This window comes from Mumia zhuanghuii, assembly GCF_042681565.1.
Taxonomy (GTDB): domain Bacteria; phylum Actinomycetota; class Actinomycetes; order Propionibacteriales; family Nocardioidaceae; genus Mumia.
Map to the genome: position 1 here is coordinate 1,409,066 of NZ_JBHUFT010000008.1, position 25,153 is coordinate 1,434,218.

23 protein-coding genes are annotated in these 25,153 nt (G+C 70.8%); 12 read left to right on the forward strand and 11 right to left on the reverse strand.

Annotated elements, in window-relative coordinates; all coding sequences use genetic code 11:
* Positions 1 to 44 precede the first annotated feature (44 nt).
* The 3 genes from ACFSDF_RS15265 (at position 45) to erm (ending at position 2,786) form a co-directional block, all read left to right on the forward strand.
* Entirely contained in the window at positions 45 to 1,148 is a 1,104-nt protein-coding gene (locus ACFSDF_RS15265) for a sensor histidine kinase (RefSeq protein WP_167004358.1), read from the forward strand.
* Complete coding sequence (locus ACFSDF_RS15270) at positions 1,145 to 1,795, forward strand: response regulator (protein WP_167004355.1); 651 nt, start codon at positions 1,145 to 1,147, stop codon at positions 1,793 to 1,795. The genes ACFSDF_RS15265 and ACFSDF_RS15270 overlap by 4 nt, the downstream gene beginning before the upstream one ends.
* Before the next feature lie 223 nt (positions 1,796 to 2,018).
* A complete protein-coding gene (gene erm, locus ACFSDF_RS15275; protein WP_167004352.1) occupies positions 2,019 to 2,786 on the forward strand; it encodes a 23S ribosomal RNA methyltransferase Erm in 768 nt (255 codons plus the stop codon).
* 3 nt (positions 2,787 to 2,789) lie between these two features.
* Here the strand turns inward: erm and ACFSDF_RS15280 are convergent, their stop codons facing one another.
* The gene (locus ACFSDF_RS15280) at positions 2,790 to 3,089 is read right to left on the reverse strand and encodes an ankyrin repeat domain-containing protein (protein ID WP_167004349.1); all 300 of its coding nucleotides are present in this window, start codon (positions 3,087 to 3,089) and stop codon (positions 2,790 to 2,792) included.
* A 35-nt stretch (positions 3,090 to 3,124) separates the two neighbouring features.
* The gene (locus tag ACFSDF_RS15285) at positions 3,125 to 3,493 is read right to left on the reverse strand and encodes a hypothetical protein (RefSeq protein WP_377158094.1); all 369 of its coding nucleotides are present in this window, start codon (positions 3,491 to 3,493) and stop codon (positions 3,125 to 3,127) included.
* 77 nt (positions 3,494 to 3,570) lie between these two features.
* Here ACFSDF_RS15285 and ACFSDF_RS15290 point away from each other — a divergent pair, with 77 nt between their 5' ends.
* Together ACFSDF_RS15290 and ACFSDF_RS15295 are read left to right on the forward strand one after the other, a co-directional pair.
* Positions 3,571 to 4,107: a helix-turn-helix domain-containing protein gene (locus tag ACFSDF_RS15290; RefSeq protein WP_377158096.1), complete on the forward strand. Its 537-nt coding sequence runs from the start codon at positions 3,571 to 3,573 to the stop codon at positions 4,105 to 4,107.
* A gap of 84 nt (positions 4,108 to 4,191) precedes the next feature.
* Positions 4,192 to 5,637, forward strand: a complete 1,446-nt coding sequence (locus ACFSDF_RS15295; RefSeq protein ID WP_377158098.1) for a DUF1254 domain-containing protein — start codon at positions 4,192 to 4,194, stop codon at positions 5,635 to 5,637.
* A gap of 24 nt (positions 5,638 to 5,661) precedes the next feature.
* On the opposite strand, the gene ACFSDF_RS15300 is transcribed toward ACFSDF_RS15295, so the two are convergent.
* From ACFSDF_RS15300 to ACFSDF_RS15315, 4 genes are all read right to left on the reverse strand, one after another.
* Positions 5,662 to 7,794, reverse strand: coding sequence for a DEAD/DEAH box helicase (locus tag ACFSDF_RS15300; RefSeq protein WP_347877935.1), 2,133 nt, complete (start codon positions 7,792 to 7,794; stop codon positions 5,662 to 5,664).
* A gap of 290 nt (positions 7,795 to 8,084) precedes the next feature.
* Positions 8,085 to 10,874 carry a DUF2804 family protein gene (locus ACFSDF_RS15305; protein WP_377158099.1) on the reverse strand — a complete coding sequence of 930 codons (2,790 nt, stop codon included), beginning with the start codon at positions 10,872 to 10,874 and terminating at the stop codon, positions 8,085 to 8,087.
* Positions 10,871 to 12,172, reverse strand: coding sequence for an MFS transporter (locus ACFSDF_RS15310; RefSeq protein ID WP_167250077.1), 1,302 nt, complete (start codon positions 12,170 to 12,172; stop codon positions 10,871 to 10,873). Before ACFSDF_RS15310 ends, ACFSDF_RS15305 begins: the two co-directional genes overlap by 4 nt.
* Positions 12,173 to 12,226: 54 nt before the next feature.
* On the reverse strand, positions 12,227 to 12,502 hold the full coding sequence (locus ACFSDF_RS15315; protein ID WP_167004331.1) for a MerR family transcriptional regulator: 276 nt from the start codon (positions 12,500 to 12,502) through the stop codon (positions 12,227 to 12,229).
* A 106-nt stretch (positions 12,503 to 12,608) separates the two neighbouring features.
* On the opposite strand from ACFSDF_RS15315, the gene ACFSDF_RS15320 reads away from it, so the two are divergent.
* The 3 genes from ACFSDF_RS15320 (at position 12,609) to ACFSDF_RS15330 (ending at position 16,282) form a co-directional block, all read left to right on the forward strand.
* Positions 12,609 to 13,031: an Hsp20/alpha crystallin family protein gene (locus tag ACFSDF_RS15320; protein WP_167004328.1), complete on the forward strand. Its 423-nt coding sequence runs from the start codon at positions 12,609 to 12,611 to the stop codon at positions 13,029 to 13,031.
* A gap of 159 nt (positions 13,032 to 13,190) precedes the next feature.
* Positions 13,191 to 13,406 carry a hotdog family protein gene (locus ACFSDF_RS15325; protein WP_208322387.1) on the forward strand — a complete coding sequence of 72 codons (216 nt, stop codon included), beginning with the start codon at positions 13,191 to 13,193 and terminating at the stop codon, positions 13,404 to 13,406.
* A 167-nt stretch (positions 13,407 to 13,573) separates the two neighbouring features.
* Positions 13,574 to 16,282 carry a glycoside hydrolase family 3 protein gene (locus tag ACFSDF_RS15330; RefSeq protein WP_167004325.1) on the forward strand — a complete coding sequence of 903 codons (2,709 nt, stop codon included), beginning with the start codon at positions 13,574 to 13,576 and terminating at the stop codon, positions 16,280 to 16,282.
* Here ACFSDF_RS15330 and ACFSDF_RS15335 read toward each other — a convergent pair.
* Entirely contained in the window at positions 16,251 to 17,015 is a 765-nt protein-coding gene (locus ACFSDF_RS15335) for a nucleotidyltransferase domain-containing protein (RefSeq protein ID WP_167004322.1), read from the reverse strand. The two genes, ACFSDF_RS15330 and ACFSDF_RS15335, sit on opposite strands and share 32 nt — an antisense overlap.
* Before the next feature lie 147 nt (positions 17,016 to 17,162).
* Between ACFSDF_RS15335 and ACFSDF_RS15340 the strand changes: the two genes are divergently transcribed.
* Positions 17,163 to 18,020 (forward strand): hypothetical protein, encoded by an 858-nt coding sequence (locus tag ACFSDF_RS15340; protein WP_167004319.1) that lies wholly within the window; start codon positions 17,163 to 17,165, stop codon positions 18,018 to 18,020.
* 668 nt (positions 18,021 to 18,688) lie between these two features.
* Here the strand turns inward: ACFSDF_RS15340 and ACFSDF_RS15345 are convergent.
* Complete coding sequence (locus tag ACFSDF_RS15345) at positions 18,689 to 19,747, reverse strand: saccharopine dehydrogenase NADP-binding domain-containing protein (protein ID WP_167004317.1); 1,059 nt, start codon at positions 19,745 to 19,747, stop codon at positions 18,689 to 18,691.
* Positions 19,748 to 19,817: 70 nt separating this feature from the next.
* Between ACFSDF_RS15345 and ACFSDF_RS15350 the strand changes: the two genes are divergently transcribed.
* Complete coding sequence (locus ACFSDF_RS15350) at positions 19,818 to 20,759, forward strand: GlxA family transcriptional regulator (protein ID WP_167004314.1); 942 nt, start codon at positions 19,818 to 19,820, stop codon at positions 20,757 to 20,759.
* A 24-nt stretch (positions 20,760 to 20,783) separates the two neighbouring features.
* Here ACFSDF_RS15350 and ACFSDF_RS15355 read toward each other — a convergent pair whose 3' ends face one another.
* Positions 20,784 to 21,053 (reverse strand): VOC family protein, encoded by a 270-nt coding sequence (locus ACFSDF_RS15355; protein ID WP_347877934.1) that lies wholly within the window; start codon positions 21,051 to 21,053, stop codon positions 20,784 to 20,786.
* A 172-nt stretch (positions 21,054 to 21,225) separates the two neighbouring features.
* On the opposite strand from ACFSDF_RS15355, the gene ACFSDF_RS15360 reads away from it, so the two are divergent.
* Together ACFSDF_RS15360 and ACFSDF_RS15365 are read left to right on the forward strand one after the other, a co-directional pair.
* Complete coding sequence (locus ACFSDF_RS15360; RefSeq protein ID WP_167004311.1) at positions 21,226 to 21,972, forward strand: dienelactone hydrolase family protein; 747 nt, start codon at positions 21,226 to 21,228, stop codon at positions 21,970 to 21,972.
* A 43-nt stretch (positions 21,973 to 22,015) separates the two neighbouring features.
* On the forward strand, positions 22,016 to 22,342 hold the full coding sequence (locus ACFSDF_RS15365) for an antibiotic biosynthesis monooxygenase family protein (protein WP_377158103.1): 327 nt from the start codon (positions 22,016 to 22,018) through the stop codon (positions 22,340 to 22,342).
* A gap of 19 nt (positions 22,343 to 22,361) precedes the next feature.
* Here ACFSDF_RS15365 and ACFSDF_RS15370 read toward each other — a convergent pair whose 3' ends face one another.
* Complete coding sequence (locus ACFSDF_RS15370) at positions 22,362 to 23,747, reverse strand: NAD(P)/FAD-dependent oxidoreductase (RefSeq protein ID WP_377158105.1); 1,386 nt, start codon at positions 23,745 to 23,747, stop codon at positions 22,362 to 22,364.
* A 4-nt stretch (positions 23,748 to 23,751) separates the two neighbouring features.
* Positions 23,752 to 25,140 (reverse strand): aldehyde dehydrogenase family protein, encoded by a 1,389-nt coding sequence (locus ACFSDF_RS15375; RefSeq protein WP_167004302.1) that lies wholly within the window; start codon positions 25,138 to 25,140, stop codon positions 23,752 to 23,754.
* Positions 25,141 to 25,153 lie beyond the last annotated feature (13 nt).

The window sequence follows — 25,153 nt, forward strand, 5'->3', positions numbered from 1 at the left end:
CGTGGCCGTACGCCGTAGGGCTCGCCGCGGTCTATCCTCGGCCCGTGAGCGACCGGCGCAGCGTCCTAGCGAACGCCCACGGTTGGTGGGCGATGGTGGTCGTCGTGCTGCTCGGCACGTTCGCGGCCAACCGCGACGTGGACCCTGGTCACGGCGAGGTGCTGGGCGCCGTGATCATCGCGGTGCTCGCCGTCCTTCCTACTGTGCTTCCGTGGCGACCTGAGGTCGCCGTCGTGGCCAGCGGCGTCTGCACGGCCGTCTACTTCGGCGCGGGCTTCGCGGACGGGCCTATCTTCTTGGCTCTTCCGACCGTGACGTTCGTGGTCGCGCTGCGGGCGACGTCGTGGAGGTGGGTGCCGTGGGCCGCCGGCGCCGCCCTCGTCGCCGCGAGCTCCCTGCTCGCCCGGATGCTCGTCACCGGCGCCGACCGTCCTCAGGAGGTCTGGCAAGCGATCGGGCTGCTGGCCGTGGTCGCCGCGGCGGGTGCCGTCGCCACCGCCGTGAGCCAGCTTGAGGCGTCGCGCGCCGACCGCAGCGCGCGTGCGGCGACCGAGGAGCAGCTGCGGATGGCGCAGGACCTGCACGACGGCGTCGGCCATGGCCTCGCGGTGATCGCGATGCAGGCCGGTGTCGCGCTGCACGTGCTCGACCGCGACCCGGCCAAGGCTCGCGAGAGCATCGAGGCGATCCGGGCGACGAGCCGCGAGTCGCTGGACGCGTTGCGCGCCGAGCTTGGGCGGATGTCGGGCGCGGAGGCCGCGCGCCGACCCGTACGGGGGATCGGCGACCTCGACGCGCTGCTCGACCGGGTGCGCGCGGGTGGGCTGGAGGTCGTCCGGACCGGTGACGTGGGCGATGTCGACGATCGTCTCGGCGAGGTCGTGTACGCGGTCGCGCAAGAAGCGCTGACGAACGTCCTGCGGCATGCGAGTGCCACGCGGGCCGTGCTCTCGCTCGTCCGGGCCGACGGAGAGCTGGTGGTCGCCGTCAGCGACGACGGGCGTGGTGGCCCGACCTCCGGCCAGGATGAGGGCATGGGCATCTTGGGCATGCGGGCACGGGTCGGTGAGGTCGGCGGCGTGCTCGAGGTCGGGCCGGTGGAAGGCACGGGCTTCCGTGTCCGCGCGACGCTCCCGGAGCAGCGGTGATCAGGGTGGCGCTGGTCGACGACCAGCCGCTCGTCCGGATGGGGTTGGCGACCCTCATCGAGACCGAGGACGACCTCGAGCTCGTGGGTGCAGCTGCCGACGGTCGCGAGGGGCTCGCGCTGATCCGCCGGACGACGCCCGACGTCGTGCTGTGCGACATCCGGATGCCGGTCCTCGACGGCCTCGCGCTGCTCGCCGACGTGAACAGTGACGCCACGCTCGACGGCGTCCGCATCGTGATGCTGACGACGTTCGAGCTCGACGAGTACGTCTTCGAGGCGCTGCGCCACGGAGCAAGCGGCTTCCTGCTCAAGGACGCCGAGCCGACGGCGCTGCTCGACGGCATCCGCGTCGTGGCGGCCGGCGGCTCGCTGCTCGCCCCGTCGGTGACGCGCACCGTGATCGAGCGGTTCAGCGGCTCGTCCGCCGCGGCGCGCCCGCACCCGCGGCTGGACGACCTCACAGAGAGGGAGCGCGAGATCCTCGGCTGGGTCGCGACGGGCCGTTCCAACCAGGAGATCGCCGACGCGCTCGTGGTCAGTCCCGACACGGTCCGTACGCACGTGAGCCGCGCGATGGTCAAGCTCCACGCGCGAGACCGGGCGCAGCTCGTCGTCTTCGCGATCGAGTCCGGCCTTCGGCGCTGACCGAAAACCGGATGACGGCCGTCGCGGCGCTGCGTACGGTGACGTCCATGAGTACGACTCCCGCGCTGGCTCGCGTGGCGACCCTCGTGGTGCGCCCCCGCCGAGCCTGACGGCGCGACCTTCTTCTCACCTTCCGCGCCGTCTTCCGGATGCCCCCGCACCCGGCAGCGCGTCGAACGACCCCCGCGTCCGGGTGCTCCTCTCCTCCGGTTGGAGCGCTCCCTTGCGATCACGCACCCCTCTTGGCGGCCGGCACGAGCTCGGCCAGAACTTCCTCCACCACCGTCCGACGATCGAGCGGATCGTCGCGCTCGTCCGTGCCACCGACGGGCCGATCCTCGAGATCGGCTGCGGCGACGGCGCTCTCACGTACCCGCTCGCGCGCCTCGGCCGTGACCTGGCCGCGGTCGACCTCGACCGACGCCGCGTCGATCGGCTCCGGTCGCGGCTTCCGTCGGTCACGGTCCGTCACGCCGACGCGCTCGACGTCAGGCTCGATCGTCCCGTGGTCGTCGGCAACGTCCCGTTCCACCTCACCACACCGATCCTGCGGCGCCTGCTCCGCTCGCCCGGCTGGCGGCACGCCGTCCTGCTGACCCAGTGGGAGGTCGCGCGGAAGCGGGCCGGCGTCGGCGGGAGCACGATGATGTCGGCGCAGAGCGCGCCGTGGTTCGCGTTCGGGCTGCACCAGCGCGTCCCGGCTCGCCACTTCACGCCGATGCCGAGCGTCGACGGCGGGATCCTCGCCGTCGACCGCCGAGAACGGCCGCTCGTCCCGGAAACCGAGCGCGCCCCGTACGAGCGCTTCGTCAAGGCGGTCTTCACCGGCCGTGGCTCCGGTCTGGAGCAGATCCTCGTACGGGCGGGCGGGGCACGTTCGGGTGAGGTCCGGCACGCGCTGCGGGACGCGGAGGTCGCGCGCGGAGCGCTGCCGAGGGAGCTCACGCCCGACCAGTGGGCCTCACTGTGGAGGCGGGTCGGGCAGTGGTAGTGCTCAGGCTCGGGCGCCGAGGTCGCGGAGCCGTGCCTCGAGCGCGGCCATGCGCATGTGACGCGCAGCCTGTACGGGGGTCTGCTCGTCGAGCTCGGACTCGAGGAGCGGGTCGGCACCGTGGTCGAGCAGGACGGTTGCGCTCTCCTCCTGCCCGGCCAGGATGCTCGCGACGAGCGCCGTCGACGGGAACTCCGGGTGGGCGTAGTCGACGTCCACGCCTTGGTCGAGGTGATAGCAGACCAGCTCGACGTCGCCCTTGCACGCCGCGCCGAACATGTCCTTCCAGTCGCCGCCGGACATCGCCTCTCCTGGTCGCCTCGAACTGGCGCCCCACCCTAGTAGCGGTGGTGGTGCGCGGTCGCGTCGATCGCCTGCGCGATCGCCGCCGCGTCGGGGCTGCCGAGCAGGAGCTCGTCGAAGCCGGTCGTCCCGCGATCGAGCGCGACGCGCAGCAGCGGCTGTCCGCGCCGCATTGAGACCAGGCGGCGTACGCCGGATGGGTGCCGGAACGTGCCGACCTTCAGATAGCCGGAGACGACGAGACCCGAACGGATCCCAAGGATCTCTGAGGTCCAGCCAGGCTCGACGGAGGTGTCGACGATCGCGTCCAGCGGGGCAGTGAAGGCGGACCGCCCTGCCATCCACCGCTCCCAGCCGGGGAACTCGAGATGGATGCCTGCGGCGTCGGCGCTGATGTGCGTCATGAACGTCCTCCGTCAACCTAGAATCAACCTGACGTTGCGAACATTATCATGATGAGAACAATGACGGGAGTCGATTCATGGCGCAGAGGTCGTCGGTCGCCGACGTGGTGATGCATCCGGTACGGCTGCGCATCGTCCAGCAGCTTGGTGGACGTCGCCTCACGACGGCGCAGCTCCGCGAGGCGTTGCCCGACGTCACGCAGGCGACTCTTTATCGCCACGTCGCGACGCTGGTCGAGGCCGGGATCCTCGAGGTCGTGGGAGAGCGGAGGGTGCGAGGAGCGGTCGAGCGCACGCTCGCGCTGGGCGAGCAGATGGCGCACGTCGGCCAGGCCGAGCTCCGGGCGATGAGCGCGGCGCAGCTGCGTACGGCGTTCCTCACCTACCTCGGTGACGTGAGTGCGAGCTTCGACAGGATCGTCGACCACCCCGAGGCGAGCCTTCGCGACTACCTCGGATTCGGGCGGGGGCCGCTCTACGTGACGGCGGACGACCTCGCCGCGATCCAGGCCGGGCTCGGCGACCTCCTCGCCCCGTACCTCACCGACGACGGCACCGGCAAGCGACGGGTCAGCCTCGCGACGATCCTCCTTCCCGAACCCGACGACGAGTGAGCAGCGAACAGAATCGGGCGCAGCACGCGCGGAGCCGCTAGCGTCTCGGACACGCTGCGCCGGCAGCACGAGAGGGGGACACCCATGACGGACGAGGTGCGGAGCTCGCACGCAGCGGACCTGGCACGGGCACTGGACGCGGTCAGCACACCGCCGACGATCACGACACCGCTGGGGGAGTTCACGCTGTTCGACGGCGTCCCGGTCGGAGATTCCGTCGGGCGGCTGTACGACAGCCTCGACTTCATGCGCGGGGTCGAGGTCTTCCTCAACGCGATGCCTGGGGCGTCGCTGGTGGCGATGCGCAGCGGCCTGCGCAGCGTCGGGATCACCGCGCCGCACCAGCTGGCGTACACCGATCCGCGGGCCAGCTCCAGCAGCTACTTCCTCACGCCCAACACGGCGACGACCTACGGCACGATGTTCCTCGACCTGCGGGCGAGCGGGCCGATCGTGATCGAGCCGCCGAAGCAGTCCCTGTGCGTCGTCGACGACTTCTGGTTCCGCTACGTCGCCGACATGGGGATCGCCGGACCGGACCGCGGCGAGGGCGGACGCTATCTGTTCCTGCCGCCCGGTTACGACGGTGACGTCCCGGAGGGCTACTTCGTCTCCCGCACATCGACGTACACCAACTGGGTGGTCTTCCGCGCACTCGGCGGCGTGCCCGCCCTGAAGGAGACGAAGGTCTACGCGCTCTCCGACGCGGCCGACCCGCCCGAGATGGACTACGTGAACATCGCCGGGCTCGCGTTCAACACCGTCCACGCCAACGACGTCACGTTCTATGAGGAGATCGACGAGCTCGTGCAGGAGGAGCCGGTCGCAGCTCTGGACGCCGAGCGCGCCGGACAGCTCGCCGCCGTCGGCATCGTCCACGGCAAGCCGTTCGCGCCCGACGACCGGCTGCGGAGCATCCTCGATGACGCGGCAAAGACGGGAGCGGCGATCAGCCGTGCCCTCGTGTACGCGCCGCGCGACCCCGACGCGTATCTCTACGAGGGGTCGTCCTGGCTGTCGGCCTTCACCGGCGGCAGCTACGAGTTCCTCCGAGACGGCGCGAGGCTCCTCGACTCACGGACGCAGTTCCACTACTTCGCGACGGTGATCACGCCCGCGATGGCGCATGCGCAGGTCGGCGCGGGCTCTGCGTACGCGTACGTCGCCCGCGACGCCGAGGGGGAGGTGCTCGACGGCGGGAGCACCTACACGCTCACGTTGCCGGCGGACCCTCCGGCGAAGAACTTCTGGTCGATCGACGTGTACGACACGCAGACCCGGTCGTTGCTGCAGACCGACGACCCGTACCCGAGCGTCATGAGCCTGACCGGCGACGTCGCCGCGAACACGGACGGGTCGATCACGGTCTGGTTCGGCCCGACCGCGCCCGAGGGTCGCGAGGCGAACTGGATCCAGACCGTGCCCGGCAAGAGCTGGTTCCCCATCCTGCGCCTGTACGGCCCTCTTGAGCCGTGGTTCGAGAAGACCTGGCGCCCTGGCGAGCTGGAGAGGCAGCCCGGCCCGCGATGACGCCGACCGGGCTGCGCTCCACCGTCAGTCGCCGCGCTCGACCAGCGCGTCCGTGAGCAGACCGACCAGGGCCTCCAGCTGGACGTCGGTCGAGGCCTTCTCGTCGACGACCTCGCCGTCGAGTGCCGTCGCGGCCAGGGCAGCCTTGGAGTCGATGAGCTCGGCGACCTTCGCGTCGATGGTCTGCGCGCCGATGATGCGCCACGCGGTGACCGGCTCGGCCTGACCGATGCGGTGCACCCGGTCGATCGCCTGGGTCTGCTCCGCATCGGTCCACGAGAGCTCGGCGAGCACGACGTTGGACGCGACCTGCAAGTTGACGCCCACTCCGGCAGCGGTCAGCGAGCACACGATGACCGCGACCTCGGGGTCGTTGACGAAGGCGTCGATGTCGCGCTGGCGCTGCGTCGAGGTCTGGTCGCCGCGGATCGTCGCGTAGCGCAGCCCGCGCTTGGCGAGCGTCTCCTCGGCCACGTCCATGACGTCGAGGTGCTTCGCGAAGAAGACGACCTTGCCGACGCTGCGGGCGAGCTGCGCTGTGTAGTCGGCGGCGAGCCCGGCCTTCGCCAGGCCGATCCGCCGCATCATCCCGAAGACGTTGCCCGTCTCGTTCGTGTCCTCCTCGCGCTCCCACTTGGCGACGAGGCGCACGAGCTCGTGGTCGATGCCGTCGACGACCTTGCCGGACGACCGGTGATCGAGGGCGTTGTCGTACCGGGCGACCATGCGGCGGGCGAGCACGCGCTCGGCCTCGCGGATCGAACGGCCGGTCTCGTCGTCGAGCTCCACCGGGATGTCCGCGATCCGGCGTGCGGGGATGTCGGCGGCGACGTCGAGCTTGCGGCGTCGCACGATGCCCATGTCGACGACGCATCGGCGCGCCGCGGCATAGAAGCCGGGCTCGCCGGGGGAGAGCCCGGTCTCCTCGAGCGCCGACATGAGCTCGGGGAGGGGCTTGCGGTCGTCGATCCAGCCGAGGAACTGCCAGATCGCGCGGAAGTCCTCGATGTCGTTGATGAGCGGCGTGCCGGTGAGCGCCATCAGCAGCGGGCGCATCGTCCGGGCGCGGATGCGCTCCGACAGCTCGAGCGCATGCTGCGAGCGCTGGGACTTGCGGTTCTTGATGAAGTGGGCCTCGTCGACCACCATGCCGCGGAAGCCGTGCTCGCCGAGCCAGCCGATGTGGCGGTCGAGGACCTCGTAGTTGACGACGACGATGTCGGCGAACCCGTCGATCGTGTTGCCGTCGCCGTGGATGACGGTCGCGCTGCGACGCGGCGTCCACAGGCCCGCCTCGCGTGCCCAGTTGATCTTGACGACGTTGGGGGCGACCACGAGGAGCGGGAACGCGTCGGCGGCCTGGGCCGCGAGCAGAGCCTGGGCGGTCTTGCCGAGGCCGGGCTCGTCGGCGAGCAGGAACGTCCTGTGCCCGTCGGTCGCGGCCGCGACGAGCTCTGCCTGGTGGGGCATGAGCTCGCGACCCTCACGGGTGCTCAGCGAGGTCGGGACCGGCAGCTTCATGCTCGACGCCGGCCCCCCGCGCTCGAACGAGCGGAGCAGGGGCTCGATCAGCTCCCAGTTGGCCAGACGCCCCGTACGAGGTCGGCTGGGGGTCGACGCCGTGGAGAAGTCCGGGGTGAGGAACGGGTTGGCGAGCTGTCGCGACACGACCGACTGGGGCCGGACCTGGCGCTCGGTCGTCGTCGGCGCGCTCGCCTCAGGCTCAGGCTCCGGCTCTTCCTCGACCTCGAGGCCGGCGGCGACCAGCATCTCGCGGCGGAGCCTGATCGCGGCGGGGGAGATGACGGCGTCGTCCGCGAGCAGCGTGAACAGAGAAGGATCGCGTGCCGCCGTGGTCGCGAGGATCGTGGCGATCCCGTCGAGGCGCTTGAGCTGCTCCGCGCGGCGGGCCTCGGGCATCTCGTCCTGCTTGACCCTCGCGCGCTCCTCGCGCACGAGCAACGCGATCACCTGGAACGCGGTCCGCGTGGACTCCGAGGCCGTCCCGCGCTGGACCGCACGCTCGACCTCTCGCACGGCCTGCGCAAGCAGGGGGAGGAGGCCGACGTTGTCGCCGTCGTTGGTGCGCTCACGCTGTGGTCGGCGAGAACCCCCCTTGCGGCGGGGGTCCGGTCGACGCTGGGCCGGTCGGGCCAACGATCCTCCTCGGATTCGGTACGCCTGTCGGGGTGCTGGCGCACCCCGACAGCCAGCCGGACGGCCTGGGCGAGACACGGAGGAGACGGTCGTTCCGTCTCCGATGCCTGCGCGCCGCGGCGAGTGAGCGATCGCCGAGCGAGTGCTCCTGGCGACGGACACCGGCCGCATCGGGGAGATGGCGAGCGCCGATGTCCTCGTGCGGGCTTCCGGATATGGCTGCGGAGTCGATGATACGCGCCCGGAGCGCCGTCGCGTCGGAGGATGTGTCTCGCGGCGTCATCTGGCTGTCACCAACGGTTGCGGACGTCCTCCGCCCAGCCGACGAGATCCTCGACGCGAACCCACGCCCCGGTGTCGTCGCGCACGTGTCCGGACCAGTGGCCGAAGCACTGGTGGCTCCGTGACGAGAACACCTTGAGGTCGGTCACCGACGCCTTCAGGTGGAACGGCGTGAACGTGAGGTCGACGGTGTCGCCCGTGATCCGCCACGGTGCCATCCAGTCGTCCGTGTCGTAGGCCCAGACCAGCTCCTCGCTGATCTTCGACAGGTGTCCGTCGACGACCAGCGCGTTCTCGACCGACCCGGTGCCGTCGGTCCACCTCCCGCCGACCTGGAGGCCGAGGACGCGACCATCGGTACGGCCGGAGCCGGCGCCCCAGTTCCAGTGGACCGCGTACGGCCAGCGGCCCCGCCCGTGGTCGAGCGTCGCCCAGGACTCGCCCTCGGGCACGGACACCGCCACGCCGTCGACGCGGAGCGTCCCGGTCGCGGGCCTCGCGACGTCCTTGACGGTGTACTGGAAGAGCCGATCCGTCCACGGCACCACGACGCCGAGGCACTCGTGCCCCACGGGCCGGTGCGCGACCACGTCGATTTCGACGCGCTCCGTACGTGACCGCAGGCGCGTCCCGCCGTCGACCTCGTCGAGGGCGATCTGAAGGTTCTTGGTCGACGTTCGGGCCGGACCGGCGCCGAGCGTGCCGGGCAGCGTGGCGCTGCCGCCGAGCACGCCGATCGCGTCGTACGAGATCGTCTCGCCGCTGGTCCGGTCGAGCAGCCAGAGCCCGTGCACCGCCGCGTAGTCGATGTCCGAGACCACGAGCGCGACGATGTGGGTCGGCGTCGTCACCGCCCAGTACTCCCAGCGCTTGTTGCGACCCCTGCCCACGCGCCCTCGACCGACCCCGTCGGTGGTCACCAGCGGCGTACGCGTCCATCCGATGGCGTCCGGGTTGAGCCGTCCGTCGGGCAGGGTCAGCGACACCGGCGCCGTGATCTCGCGCTCGTGCACGGCGACAGGGAGCGCGGCTCCGCCGGCCGCGTGGTCGTGGCGCTGGCGCAGCCGCTGGTTCGAGGCGCGGACCGCCTCGGTGTCCACCTTGAGCACGCGGCGGTCGTACGTCATGAGGCCGTTGGTCTCGTCCTCGACGTCGGCCAGCTGGGTGTAGACGAACGCCGCCAGGCCCTTCTCGACCGCCGGTCCGACCTGGGCGTGCTGCAGGCGCAGGTACGCGCGCTCGAACGACGCCCGCTCGGCGTACTTGCGATAGCCGAACTCCTTGTCGTTCCACACGTGCCCGGTCACGCGGTAGGAGTAGCCGCCGTACTCCGACAGCACCGCCGCGCGCGGGTCCTCGGCGTCGCGGCGCGAGAGCCGGTACGGCCGGAAGTAGACGTGCCGGCTCGCCATGTCGCCGCCGCCCTGGTCGTACCAGCCGCTCACGTGGTCGACGGGCCTCGTCGGGTCGAGCTCCCTCACCCGTGCGGCGGCGGCCATCGCGTCGAACTGCCCCCATCCCTCGTTGAACGGCACCCAGGCGGCGACACTCGGCGCCGAGCGCAGCAGCGCCACAGTGGCGTCGAGCTCGTCGAGGAACTCGGTGCGCCCCTCCTCGTCCTGTCGTCCGAACAGCGCGTGGTGGGAGTCGGCGAGCGTCACCGGCAGGGCCACGGGCGTCGTGATGACGGCCGGGTTGTAGCGGCGCCCACCGTTGACCATGTCCTGCCAGACGAGCATCCCGAGGCGGTCGCAGTGGTGGTACCAGCGCATCGGCTCGATCTTGATGTGCTTGCGCAGCATCGTGAAGCCGAGCTCCTTGGCCGTACGGATGTCGTGGACCAGCGCCTCGTCCGACGGCGCGGTGTAGAGGCCGTCGGGCCAGTAGCCCTGGTCGAGCAGCCCGGCGTGCAGGTACGGCGCGCCGTTGAGCAGCAGGCGCGTACGGCCGTGCGCGTCGGGCCCGATCCCGAACGAGCGCATGCCGACATAGCTGGTGACGTGGTCGTCGCCGAGCCGCACCTCGACGTCGTACAGGAACGGGTCCTCGGGCGACCACCGGCGGAGGTCGTCGCCGAGCGGCAGGCGCGTCGGGACGCCGACCTCGACGCTCGTGCGGACGACCTCGTGGCCGTCCGCGCTCACGGCCACCTCCGCCGTACGGTCGCCGTCGCCGCCGGGCAGCACGCAGACCTCGACCTCACCGGTCTCGAGGGACGGCGTGAGGACGAGCTGGGCGACCCACTGGCGGGGGACCGACTCGAGCCAGACGGTCTGCCAGATCCCCGACTGCGGGGTGTACCAGATGCCGCCGCGCTCGAGCTTCTGCTTGCCGCGGCTGCGCCACGACGTGTCGGTGACGTCGCGGACGCGGACGACGAGCGCATGCTCGTCGCCGGTGAGGGCATCGGTCACGTCCAGCGTGAACGGGAGATAGCCGCCGCGGTGCTTGCCGACCCGCGTGCCGTCGACCCAGACCTCGCAGTCCTGGTCGACCGCGCCGAAGTGCAGCAGCACCCGGTCACGGACGAAGCCGTCGGGGAGCCGGACCGTCCGGCGGTACCAGAGCGCCTCGTCCGGCGTGAGCATCCGGTTCACGCCCGACAGCGGCGCCTCGGGAGAGAACGGCACGACGATCTCGCCGTCCCACCGTACGGGCGCCTCGGTCACGCCGGCCGGGGTGAACGCGTGCTCCCACCGTCCGTTGAGGTTCACGTACGAGTCGCGGACGAGCTGGGGACGGGGGTACTCGGGCAAGACGCGGTCGGGATCGAGGGCCTCGCCCCAGGTCGTGATCACGCGGTCGTCTCCAGGGTCTTCGGGAGGGGCCCGACCGTCCGCAGCCGGCGGGCGGGGATGACGAGGAACACCACGACGAGCGCGGCGGTGAGGAAGATCCACGGCGTCGGCACCTGCTTGACGACGCCGAGCTCGGTGAAGGTCTCGTCCGCGCTCGCGATCACCGCGGCGCCGAGGAACGGGCCGACGACCATGGGGATGAGGATCGCGAAGATCATCCGGAGACCCTGGACCTGTCCGGCCCGGTCGGTCGGGGTGAGGTTGCGGACGGTCGCGGAGAGAGCGGCAACGCCGAGCATGAAGCCTGCCATCATCACGATCCCGGCGCCGATGACCGCGAGCATGCCGCGGGCGGGGAACATCAGGAGCAGGCCGACGAGATAGATCCCGGCAACGGGCAGGATCGCCCGCGACGGGCCGACACGGTCGAGCACCCGTCCGCCGACGATGCTGATGACGGCCGCACCGATCAGGACCGAGGCGAGCACGATCGCGTAGCCCTCGATGTCGAGGTAGCGCTGGACGTAGATGATCAGGTACGGCAGGAAGACCTGCGTGCTCGTGCCGAGGATCGCCCACGCCACCAGGGCGATGTAGAGCGGCGGGTTGGCGCGCACGGTGCTCGGGCGCAGGCCGTGGACGACCGACGACAGATAGCTGCCTCCGGGGCGCGGCTGACGGGGCTCGCGCAGCCCGAACCAGGCGATCACGCCGACCACCGCGGTGACGCCGCCGATGATCGAGAAGAAGAGGACCCAGTGGCCGCCCCGGGTCAGCGGGTCGAGCGCGCCGAAGACCACCAGCATCGCGAGCAGCGGCATGGTGGCGAGCACGCCGTCGACCTTGCCGCGGTTGCCGGGGTTGGTGGAGTCGGTGACCCACGCGTTGAACGCGGCGTCGTTGGCGGTCGCGCCGAGGACGCTCATCACGCAGTCGAGCACGATGATCGTGATGACGGCGACCACGACCGCGTCGAGCATCGGCAGCATCGAGGCGGCGGCGTCGACGTTGACCAGTCCGAACGCGGCGGTGCACAGGCCCCACAGCACGTAGCCGCCAGCGATGAACTCGCGCCGCCGGCCGCTGCGGTCGGACGCGGCCCCGGCGAGGAGGGTAGCGATTGTCGCGGCGCACGCGCTGAGCGCGACCAGGGTCGCGAGCGCGGCGGGGGAGTCGGTGATCGTGTCGTAGACGAACACGTTGAGGTACATGTTCTCGACCGTCCAGGCCAGCTGGCCGGTTAGGCCGAGGACGACGACCCATGTCCAGAGGCGTCGGTCCGCCTGACGTTCATGCATGAGCGGGACTTTAGTGGCCCAGGTCACGCCGGACGTGGGCCGGGGCGCGTCCCGTCAGCGTCCTGCGGCGTCGCGCAGCACCGCGTTCTCGTCCTCGAGCTCGAGGACCCTCGCGATCCCGACGAGGTTGAGGCCGTCGTCGAGGAGCGCGATGATCCGGCGCAGGCGGACGACGTCGTCGTCGCTGTAGCGCCGCGTGCCTCCGCTCGTCCGGCTGGGCGTCACCAGGCCGACGCGTTCGTAGACGCGGAGGTTCTGGGCGGCGGTCCCTGCGAGCTCGGCGGCGACGGAGATCGCGTACACCGCCTGATGCGGGCTGCGTCCATCCATCGTCGTGGGTACCCCTTGCACTCGTGTCTTTCGCTTGCTATATAAAAACTATACCAACCGTTACAGAACATGCTCTGCATGTCGGAGTCTGTGGAGGTGAGAGAGCATGCTCATGCGCACCGATCCGTTTCGTGAGCTCGACCGTCTGACCCAGCAGGTCTTCGGGACCGCTGCCCGACCGGCCGGGATGCCGATGGATGCCTGGCGTGAGGGTGACACGTTCGTGGTCGAGCTCGATCTTCCGGGCATCGAGCCCGGCTCGATCGACATCGACGTCGAGCGCAACGTCCTGACGGTCCGGGCCGACCGCCCGGCGCGTGAGGGCGTCGAGGAGCTGATCGCCGCCGAGCGGCCGCGAGGCGTGTTCAGTCGTCAGCTCATCCTCGGCGACACGCTTGACACCGAGGCCGTCCAGGCACGCTACGCCGACGGCGTGCTCCGTGTGACGATCCCCGTTGCGGAGCGCGCTCGTCCGCGCAAGGTCGAGGTCGTCCGCGACAAGGGCGAGAGCCGCGCGATCAGCGCCTGACCATCACGGAGGCGGGGGCCGTACGCGGCCCCCGCCTCCTCGTCGGGGTGGACGTGGACGTGCGGTCGATCCTGCACGCCAGCCAGCGGGTCGAGGTGCATCGGCCGATCCCTCGCGCAGGCAGAGCCGAGGTGTGCGCCCGTCCGTGTCCTTCCTGGTGTGCGGTCGATCGGGGATCATGTCCTCGGCGGCCGCTCGGGGGGCGTCCGCGCGGTCGAGGCGCGGTTCTCCGGTGTCGTCTTCCCGGGGGAGACGCTGCGGACCGCGGTGTGGGTCTCCTCCGACCGGATCCTCTTCGCGACCCAGGTTGTCGATCGCGAGGGTGCGCCGGCGCTGACGGGCGGAGAGATCGTGCTGGCTCCAGCGGCGTCGTGACGGCGAGTCGGCCTGTGGGGTTGCGCTCGGCGAGCATCAAGAGCAAGGTCGGACATTAGGTGCCAGAGTGGACATTTCAGACACCGGGTCTCGGGGCAGCAGACAACCAGACCATACGGGCGTCGTACCGGCAGCATCACGCGAGGCCCCCAATGTGGGAGGGCATCATGCGACTCAGCTCACGGATCCTCCAGGTGACGGCGTCCGCCGTACTCCTTGCAGGACTGGCACTCGTCCCAACGAGTGCCCAGGCCGCCGACCCGCCCTGGATGGATACGTCATTGAGTCCCGACGAGCGGGCCGACCTGCTCGCCGCCGTCATGACGCTCGACCAGAAGCTGACGCTCTTCGAGGGCAGCGGCGCGGGGGCGGTCGCCATCCCCGAGCTCGGGATCCCCGCGCGGCGTGAGATCGACGGCGCCACCGGGGTGATCACCGGCGGGACACCGACGACGGCGTTCCCGGCCGGCCTCGCGATCGCCTCGACCTGGAACCTCGCGCGCGCTCGCCAGTTCGGGCAGCAGGTCGGACTCGAGACGCACCTGACCGGGTTCAGTGGTTGGGCCGGCCCGGAGGTCGATCTGCTGCGAACTCCCTACAGCGGACGGCAGTGGGGCTCGTTCGGTGAAGACCCGTTGCTCGGCGGACTGATCCCGGCCGCGGCCGTCGACGGGGTCGACCAGACGAACGACACCAACGGCGTGTACTCGATCGTCAAGCACTACAACGTCTACAACCAGGAGACCCAGCGGACGACGCTCGACGCGGTCCTCGACGAACGCACCCTGCGCGAGATCTACACCCGGCAGTGGGAGCCGATCGTCGCCGAGGAGCCCGGCGTCATCATGTGCGCGTTCCCGAAGGTCAACGGCAGCCCGTCCTGCGAGAACCCGCACCTCCTGTGGGACATCCTCAAGGGTGAGCTCGGCTTCGAGGGCTGGGTGAGCTCCGACTTCAACGCGTGCAAGAGCCTGGACGCCTACGTCTACGGCACCGACGTGTGCGGTCCCAGTTTCCCCGACCCGGCGCAGCTGCGTGCGGCCGTCCTGGACGGGACGATCCCGGCGGAGCGGTGGGACGACATGGTGCACCGCGTCCTGCGTACGTACTTCGCCGACGGGCTGATGGACAACCCACCGCCGGGAAGCCTCGAGAACCCACGGCCGGATCCCGAGGCGTTGCCGGACGACGTGGTCGCGGACGGCCGCGAGCGGGCGTACCGGACTGCCGTCGAGGGCTCGGTGCTGCTGCACAACCGCCGCGACGCCCTGCCGCTCGACGGGCGCGACCTCGACTCTGTCGCGGTCATCGGTGAGTCCGCCGACCGCTACATCCAGGGCTTCGGCAGCGACACCGTCATCGATCCGACGAACGTGAGCACCGTCGTCGAGGGGATCGAGGACCGGGCCGGCACCGGGGTCGACGTCACGCACGTCGCGGGCGGCGATCCTGTCCGCGCCGGAGACAACATGCCAGGCGACCAGCCCGTACCGTCGAGCGTCCTGCAGCCTGCAGAGGGGACGGGCGACGGGCTCGCCGCCGAGTGGTTCACGACCCCGGACCTCTCCGGGACGCCGGTTGCCAGCCGGGTCGAGGACCAGGTGAACTGGGGCCAGGGGCTGGTCGGCACGCTCGCCGGATTCGGGTACGACCCGACACCGGCGCCGAAGCTCCCGGACGCGATCCTCGCGGCCGAGGAGCCGTCGGCACGCTGGACCGGGACGCTCGAGCCGACCGTGAGCGGGCGCTACTCGCTCGGGCTCACGCTCCTGGGCAGCGCCACGCTCTGGGTGAACGACGAGGAAGTGCTCACGGCGAGCGCCGACCGGATCCGGCAGGAGTCGGTCGACCTGAACCTGCAGGCGGGGGAGTCGTACGACGTGCGCATCGAGTACGTCGCTGACGCGCCCGACCAGTGCTGCATCGTCACCTCCAACTTCGGGCCCGGCGTCAGGTTCACGTGGCGTCCACCGGTCGCCAACGCCTCGCCGCAGATCGACGAGGCCGTGGAGGCTGCGAGTGAGGCAGACGTCGCCGTCGTCGTCGCGACCAACTACATGGGCGAGTCGCTCGACCGCGGCGACCTGGTCCTCCCGCAGGACCAGGACCGCCTGATTCGCGCCGTGGCGCAGGCCAACCCGAACACGGTGGTGGTGCTGGCCACCGGCGGCGCTGTGCCCCTGCCGTGGCTGAGTCGGGTGGATGCCGTGATGGAGGCTTGGTATCCAGGGCAGGAGCAGGGCCGTGCGATCGCTGCGCTCCTGTTCGGCGAGGAGAACTTCTCCGGCAAGCTGCCGCTGAGCTGGCCGCGCTCGGATCGGCAGGTCGAGCGCGGGCTCAACCTCGAGAGCCCGTTCCCCGACGTCAACAACCCGAACATCACCGTGGACTACGACGACGGGGTCTTCGTCGGCTATCGCGGGTACGAGGAGAACGGCGTGAGGCCGCTCTATCCGTTCGGCCACGGGCTGTCGTACTCGAGCTTCCGCTACCGCAACGTGCGCGTCGACAACCCGCGTGCGCGTGACGACGCGCGTCCGAACGCATACCGGCCGGGACGGGTGCAGGTCAGGGTGACCAACACGAGCAGGCGGACGAGCACCGAGACCGTGCAGCTCTACAACGGGCGGTTGAACACGGACCGCGCCGAGACGCCGCCGAAGCAGCTGCTCGGCTGGGCGCAGGTCACGCTCGGGCCGCGCGAGACGCGGTGGGTCACGATCCCGATCGAGCTCTACACGCCTGAGCACAAGCTCGCGTACTGGGACACCGAGTGGGGCTACTGGATCACGCCCACCGGCAGGACCCGCCTGTACGTCGGCAGCTCGTCACAGGACATCCGCTTCACTCGGACGCTGACCGTACGGAGGCCGTGAGCAGGCGGGCAACCTCGCCGGTGAGGAACTGACGGACGTACGCGGCTCGCCGTTGGCGCTGACCGTCATCGAGGTCCACCTGCTCGCCGTTGCGGCGCTGGGCGACCTCGGCGACGAGGCTGGCGGGGACCCCGAGGGTGGCCATGCGGCCGAGAGCTTCGGCCTTGGTGATGAGCCGTCCTTCGCGGATCGTCGCGTCGGCGCGGGCGAGCACCATGAGCCCGAGATCGACGTAGAGGTCCTGGAGCCAGATCGCCTGCTTGCGCAGGGCCTGCGTCCAGTAGCCGGCCAGCTCGGCGCGTGCAGCCTCAGCGATGTCGACGACGTCCATCGGTGGAAGCCAGTCCGACGGGGGAGGGCCCACGACGACGACCGGGTCGGCCAGAAGCTCGGCGCGTGCGATCCCGCTGAGTGGGCGGCGGTAGAGCTCGCCGAACGCCCAGGTCCAGTGCTTGTGCGCCGGGTCGACGGTGTCGTCGTCGGGGACGTACACGCAGTGCAGTGCGCTCCCTCCCTCGGCGTCGCGCACGAGTCGCCCGTGCGTCTCGATGAGCATCGCCCGGGTCGCGAGCGTGGGGGAGCGGTCGAGGAGCGCGACCGCGTCAATGTCGCTGATGCCGGGGTGGTAGTCACCGGTGGCGAGGGACCCGCCGACGTAGAGGCCGACGAGGACGCCGTCGAGCGCCCGCGCCAGGTCCAGGACCACGGGTGCCGCTGCCAGTCGCGTGTCCATCAGACCGTCTCAGCCTCGTGCTCTCGTACGGCGACGTCTTCCTGGCAAGGTCTCCACAGCGCATTGTCCCGCGCAGAAGGTCCAACGGCTGGTAGACATCGTCTGCGCAAGACCCGCCCGGGGAGCGCAGAGCGTGAGGAGCCTGCGGTGACGGAGTCAGTCGCATCGTGGTCGGAGATCGTCGGCCTGATGATCGTGGGGCGCGGGCCGCTGCCCGACTTTTCCGGTGTCGTACGGGTGGTGTCGACCGACGAGGACGACGACGACGAGGACGACGAGGACGACGGCGAGGAGACGATGGTGACAGTGCATCGCGTCTTCGTGAGCGGCGAGCGTGTACGGCGCGAGTCGCTCGACGGTGTCGTGTGGGCGATTGACGGGGAAGATCAGTGGATCTGGGACGACCCGGACCTGCCGCCGGTGTGCGACCCGCATGCGGTGTCGGCCTTCGTGGAGGACGTCCTGATCACGCGGGAGCACGTCTTCGAGTGGGACGAGGACGACGAGCGGCCGATCGAGCCGATCAGGTCCGCGACGTTCCTCGGTCGGCGTGCGTGGGACGTGCGCTGGCGGCATTCCGAGCGTCGGCTCGTGATCGACGACGACACGGGGCTCGTGCTGCACCGCTCGGGCGAGGGCAATGCGATCAAGGTGGCCGAGTGGCTCGAGATCTCCGTCGGCGACGCGCTCGATGACGCACTGTTCTCGTGGGACGGTTCGGTACGAAGGGAGTCTGACGGCGTTGAGGGCGAGGGGTTGCATGGGTCGACGGGTTCGCGGATTGACACCTTGGATGCCCTCGACAAGGCCCTGTCTCGCTGGGACGAGATAGCCCCGTTGGCGGCGGAGGTCGAGGACGGGGACGACCTCATCCACCGGTTGGCTGACCTGCTCGACGTTGACCGGACTGGTGCGCGTGCGGTGGCTGAAATGCAGCTGCGGCGCGTCGCGCGCGTAGAACGGAGACGGATCCGCGAAGCACTCACCGACGAGAGGAACGAGTAGTTCTGGCAGGGGCGCACCGACCGAGCGTCGTGGAGCCTCGGGCCGTTTCACCCGTACTGGTCGACCAGTCGATGCCGCGTATGCGACGGCGCTCCCACCGCAGCCCTCGTCGCAACCGGCGACCTGCGTGCGGCGAGCTCCTTCTTCCTGTGCGCCGCATGCCTCGCCGCCGCGGAAGCTGCCGACGCCGCCGAGCTGGTTCAGCGTCGGCGGAACACGGACGCGGGCCGACCAGGCTTGCGCGATCGACCGCTCGATCCGCAGCCCATCCTTGAGGCATTCGCGCGCGGGTCGTACGAGGTCCTGCCCTGAGTTTCGCGTCGACCGGAAACCGATAACGGTTCGGTGACTCCGGTGGTATCGGTCCCGCACTGGCCAGTGCCGCGCCAGCAGCCTGGCACCACTTCGACGCCGACACGTTCGACATCGGCCGCGACGAGCTGGAGCTCAACGACGGTGCAGCGATCGGGCTTTACTCTGCCGAACGGTCGATCATCGACGCGTTCCGGCTGCGTCACCTCGAAGGATCAGAGATCGCGAACGAGGCGCTGCGCAACTGGTTGCGACGCCGAGGCCAGCCGTCGATCGTGATGCACATGGCCCGCGACTTCCCTGCTGCCCGTAGGGCGCTGCAGAACGCCCTCGAGATTCTGCTGTGAGCCCCTGGGTCACGCGGACATCGCCTGCGGGTCGCGACCGGTGGCTGTGACCTCACGCCGCAGTGTGAGCGTGTTGGGCGTGAGCGCGCGCAGGAAGTCTTCGGCGTCGAACACCTCGCCCGGAGCGACCACACCCGTACGGGTGGCGCGGCCGTCGAGCAGGCGCGCCGTCGCCTCGACGATCAACGGCGCCGTGGCGGCGTAGATGTCGCGACCGCTGGCAGCGATGCGGTGCGTCTGCGCACCGACCTGCGCGACGACATCGACCACGAACTGCTGGGACGAACGACCGCGGTCGTCGTCGGCCGGGGGAGGAGGGGTCGCCGGATCGCGGATGTCGGAGAGCGCGGATGCGCTGAGGTAGGAGTACAGCCTGTCGACGGGCAGGTGCCGTGCGATCAGGACGGGCTCGGAGAACGGGACGGCAACGACCGCTTGTTCGAACCCCTCGGTGAAGTGCCAGGTGTCGCGGGGGACAGAGTCGGGGAGTGGTGCCAGCCTCCCGTCGACGATGGTCCGTCGCGGTGCGGTGTTGCGGGTTCCCGTGAGCCGTGTGCCGGCCGTCGGCCACCAGCGGTCGAGGCCGATCGCGACCGTGAGGCTGGCCGGCTCGGTCTCACCCGCGAGCACAGCAGTCGCTAGCAGATCGGCGAGCCCGCCGTAGAACGCCATCGCCGGGATCACCGCGACGCCCGCCTGCTCCGCATCGGCAGCCCGCGCGGCGTACACGGCCTCTACGGCAGGCTGCTCTGCGGTGACGTCGAGATAGTGGGCTCCGGCCGCGACGGCAGCCTCCGACACGATCACCCCGGTATCGAGGAACGGGCCGGCGACGTTGATGACCGCGGCCGCACCGGACAGCGCGCCGCGCAACGATGCCGGATCGTCCACTCGCGCGGGCCGGATCTCGAGGCCCGGTCGACCAGCGCGCATCGCCTCGAGTCGCGTCTCGTCACGACCCGAGAGGATCGGCGTGAGCCCGCGTCGCAGCAGCTCGTCGACGACGAAGCGGCCCGTGTGACCGTACGCCCCATAGACGACGACGGGACCGAGGGAAGAAGAAGTCATGGCCCCATCCCATCGCGCGTCGCCCCGTCGAGCCAGTGTCTGAACTGACGCCTGTCGTACAGTTTCCGACATGGTCACGGTGGGGCTAGCGCTGCATGCCGACGCGATGCTGTACGAGACGGCGATCGCGGCGGAGGTCTTCGGCGTCGATCGGTCGGATCTGTCGACCGACGGCGACTGGTACTCCCTCGTCGTCGCGACACCGGACGGGTCGCCGGCGCCGTGGCTCACCGACGCCGAGAGTGTGCGGTACGACGCCCTCGCCAAGGTCGACCTCGTCATCGTGCCGTCGACGAACCACCTCGACGGCGCACCCGATCCGTCCCTGCTGCATGCGCTCCGGGCTGCGTACGCCGGGGGAGCGCGGATCGCGTCGCTGTGCACCGGCGCCTTCGTCGTCGCTGCGAGCGGGCTGCTCGACGGACGCGAGGCCGCGACGCACTGGATGCACGTCGCCGAGCTCGAGCGCCTCTATCCCTCCGTACGGGCGCGCGCCGACGTGCTCTACGTCGATGACGGTCAGCTCCTGACCTCGGCCGGGAAGACCGCTGCTCTCGACCTTTGCCTCCACCTCGTGCGCTCCGACTTCGGCAGCGCTGCCGCGAACGGGCTGGCACGCCGGCTGGTGGTGGCCGCACAACGGCCGGGGGGACAGGCACAGTTCATCGCCGCCCCTGTGAGCCCGACCGGGTCCGACCACGTCGGTGCCGCGCTGGACTGGGCCCGCGAACGCCTCGACCAGCCGCTGACGGTGACCGACCTGGCCCGCGAGGCCGGGCTCGGTGCTCGCCAGCTGGCGCGCCGGATGAGCGCCGAGACGGGACTGACCCCGCTGAAGTGGCTGCACCGAGAGCGGGTCCTGCGTGCCCAGGAGCTGCTCGAGCGGACGGACGCGTCGGTCGAGCAGATCGCCGGCCGGTGCGGGCTCGGCACCGCGACGACCCTGCGACGCCACTTCGTCAGCGCCGTCGGAGTCAGCCCGACGGCGTACCGCACGACCTTCCGCGGCTGAGCGCGCCGAGGCGCCCATCCGCCGCTACTGCGGGACGACGTCAAGCACCCACGTGACGCCGTACGGGTCGGTGAGCATCCCATACAGCGACGCCCATCCCGACGGCGCGAGCGGCTGCATGATCGTCGCGCCGGCGACGAGCTTTTCCCACACGGTGGTGATCTCCTCGGGAACGGCGCTGCGTACAGAGACGTAGTGAACGTGTCCGCCATCGCGCCGTCCGGGTCGAGCTTCGTGAGAGTCGCGCCTTAGCTCCTCATCGGCGTGATCGCCTGACGCACCGGGGCGACGCATAATCCTGTTCCTCTATGGCGTCGACCGCTGTTAACCTCCCACAAGGCCGTGCGAGAGAACGAGGAGGTGGTACCCGTGAACGTATCGACATGGGTGCTCCCCTCTGGGGTCACGGTCGGGCGATAGGTCGTCCGGGAGCGCCGTTTCACGAGCACTCCCGAAAGGCACGACCATGCGTTTCACCTCTGAACGACAACTCGACGACGGCGTCCTCGAACGCGAGTTCACCCTCGGCGAGATCCCCGGCATCCTGTGGACGCCGGCGCCCGCACCGGCCTCCGTACCGGCTCCCGCACCGGCTCCGCTCATCCTGATCGGCCACCCGGGCGGGCTGCGTGCGATGCATCCCCGGCTGGCAGGTCGGGCTCGGCGCACCGTGGCGGACGGCTTCGCGGCAGCCACCATCGAGCTCCCAGGGGGCGGTGACCGGCCCCGTCTGCCCGCCGCCGAGCAGGCTCGCGCCGATCTGGTCCGGGCGATCGAGGCCGGCCAGCCGGTCGACGAGATCGTCGACCGGCTGGTCCTCCCGCTGGTCGACGTAGCGGTCCCGGAGTGGCAGGCCACCCTGGACGCCCTCCTCGAGCTCCCCGAGATCGGCGGCCCGGTCGGATTCTCAGGCGGGGTGATCGCGATCGGCATCCGGCTGGCGCTGGTCGAACCACGCATCGCCGCCGCCAACCTGTTCGCCGGGAGCTTCGTGCCCCGCGCCATGTTCGAGGAGGCCCGTCAGCTGACGATCCCGCTGCACGTCCTGCTGCAGTGGGACGACGAGGGGAACGACCGGCAGCTCGCGCTGGACCTGTTCGACGCGTTCGGCTCGAAGGAGAAGACGCTGTACGCCAACATGGGCGGGCACACCGGCGTCCCCCGGTTCGCGGCGGACGATGCGGCCAGGTTCTTCGCCCGGCACCTGAGCTAGCACGACGCGGGCGGCGGGCCGCCCCGACGCTACGGTGGGCGGCGTGAGCATCGCCGACACGCCCGAGCCCCCGTACACGGCAGTGATCTTCACGTCGCTGCGCACCGACGGAGACCGGGGGTACGCCGTGATGGCGGCGCGGATGGACGAGCTCGCTCGCGAGCAGCCGGGATTCCTCGGGATCGAGGCTGCTCGCGACGGGCTCGGCATCACCGTCTCGTACTGGCGCGACGACGCCGCAGCCGCCAGGTGGAAGCAGGTCGCCGGGCATCTCGTCGCGCAGCAGCGCGGGCGTGACGTCTGGTACGAGGACTACCGGGTGCGCGTCGCGACCGTCACCCGTGAGTACGGCCCGGAGACTCGGGACTGACCCGCCTCCGGGCCGCCGCTCACTCGTGCAGCCCGGCGATCCGCGACCCGGCGCGCGCGAGGAGCGCAGTCTTCTCCGCCTGTGTGCGCTCCTCCCACCGGTCGGCGAGCCCGAACAGCGCGTACATGCCGTGCACGCCGATCCACCGCAGCGGCTCCGGCTCCCACTGGCGCGTACGGTGCTCGTTCCACGGCAGGCGCGTGAGCGCGGAGTCGACTCCGTCGAGACGGTCGAGCAGGGTGCGGGCGGCGAGGTTCGTCGCGGTGACACCGTGGCCCGCGAACCCGTAGACGACGCCGACGCCGCTGGCGGCATCGTGCGTGACGTTCGCGCACCAGTCGCGGGTGACGCCGATGACGCCGCGCCACGCGTGCGCGACCGGGAAGTCGATCCCGGGGAACATCGACTCCAGCCGGCGCCGCAAGTTCGCCGTCGTCTTCGCGTCGGAGGCGCCGAGGCCGGGAGTCCCCGAGCCGTACGTGTACGGGGTCCCGCGGCCGCCGATCGCGATCCGGTCGTCGGCGGTGCGCTGCGCATAGATGAACGTGTGGGCGGCGTCGTTCAGGCACTCGCGCCCATCCCAGCCGATCTGCTCCCACGACGACGCCGGGAGCGGGTCGGTCACGATCATCGACGAGTTCACCGGGATGACCTGGCGGCCGCCGAGGAGCTGGCTCGTGTACGCCTCGAGGCAGACCGCGATGCGGCCGGCGTCGACCGATCCGCGATCGGTCCGCACCCGGTGCGCGGTGACCTCCCGCGCCGGGGTGTGCTCGCTGATCGTGACGCCGCGGCGCCGCAGGACCTCAGCGAGTCCGCGGGTCAGCTTCGCCGGGTCGACCCGCGCCGTGTCGGGATAGAACATGCCGCCGTGCGCCGTTGCCGAGCTCACCCGCGCCCGCGTCTCGTCGGCGTCGAGCAGGACGACCTGCGACGGCTCATAGCCGTACCGCAGGTGCGCTTCGCGGGTCGCCTTCACGCGCGCCATCGCGGCCGGCGTCGGCGCGAGCGTCAGCTGCCCGCCCCGCACCTGGTCGGCGTCGACGCGCTCGCGCTCGAGGACGGCGAGGACCTCGTCGATCGCGCCGAACATCTCGTGCTGGAACGCGACCACGCCGTCAGCGCCCTGCGCCGACTTCCGCGCGTACACCGCCCGGTTGCCCGGCAGCAGCGGCGACAGCCAGCCCCCGTTTCGACCGGACGCGCCGTAGCCAACCTCGACGGCCTCAAGCACGAGGACGCGCGCGGAGGGGTCGCGCGCGATCGCGTAGTACGCGGTCCACAGCCCCGTGAGCCCGCCGCCGATCACGACGAGGTCGTACGCGTCCTCGAGCGCGGCGGGGCCGAACGCCGGAGCGTCGCCTGCGTGCATCCAGTGCGAGACGTCGCCGTTGCGCATGCTCATATGGTCACCGCTCCACGTAGAACACGCGCTTGTTGGCGAACTCGTCGATGCCCAGGGGTCCGAGCTCGCGACCGAAACCGGAGCGCTTCACGCCGCCGAACGGGATCTGCGTCCCCTCGCCGGCAGGCGTGTTGACGTTCGCCATGCCGACCTCGAGACGGTCGGCGACGCGGCGCGCACGCTCGGCATCGGCGCTGAAGACGGCACCGCCGAGCCCGTACGCCGACGCGTTCGCGAGCGCGACGGCCTCGTCCTCGTCCCGTACGGAGTAGACGACCGCGACCGGGCCGAACAGCTCCTCCGCGTACGCGCGCATCTGCGGCGTGACGCCGGAGAGCACGGCCGGCGCGAGGTAGGCCGCCGGGCCGGGCTCGAGCGTGCCGCCCGCGTGCAGCGTCGCGCCCTTGTCCACCGCGTCCTGGATCTGCGCGGCGAGCGACTCGGCAGCGGCACGCGAGGAGAGCGGGCGGTAGGTCCCCGGCGTCGGGTCGGTCGGGTCGCCGGGCACCAGCCCCTCGGCGAGCGCGGTGAGCTCGGCGACGAACGCGTCCGCGATGCTCTCGTGCACGATCATCCGCTTGTTGGCGTTGCAGGCCTGGCCCATGTTGCTTACGCGCACCGACCACGCCTGCTGCGCGGCCGCGGCGACGTCGTCGGTGTCGAGGACGATGTACGGGTCGGAGCCGCCGAGCTCGAGCACGCACTTCTTGAGCGCGGCACCAGCGCGGGCGGCGACCGCGCTGCCGGCACGCTCGGAGCCGGTCAGCGAGACGCCCTGCACGCGCGGGTCGTCGATGATCGTGCCGACCTGGTCGTGCGACGCGAAGACATTCGTGTAGACGCCGTCCGGCAGCCCCGCCTCCGAGGCGAGCTCGGCGATGACCTCGGCCGACCGCGGCACCGACTCGGCATGCTTGAGCAGGACGGTGTTGCCGAGGACCAGGTTCGGCGCCGCAAAACGCGCCACCTGGTAGAAGGGGTAGTTCCACGGCATGATGCCCAGCACCACGCCGATCGGGCGCCGCTGCACGACCGCCTCCGCGTCGCCGGAGACCGTGAGCGGCTGGTCGGCGAGCAGCGTCGCGGCGTTGTCGGCGTAGTACGCGAAGATGTCGCCGCTGAACCGCGCCTCACCGGCGGCCTCGCTCACCGACTTGCCCATCTCCTCCGCGGCGATCGCGGCGAGCTCGTCGGCGCGCTCAGCGAACAGGCGGCCGAACGCCGCGACACGCTCGGCGCGGTCGGCGACCGTGAGCCGGCTCCACGCGCGGTACGCGGCGTCGGCGGCGTCGAGCGCGTCGCTGACCTGGGCGTCGGTCGCGGTCTCGTACCGGCGGACCTCGACACCGGTCGCGGGGTTGACGGAGCGGTACGGGACGGGCTGGGCGGTCATGGCATTCCTCTTC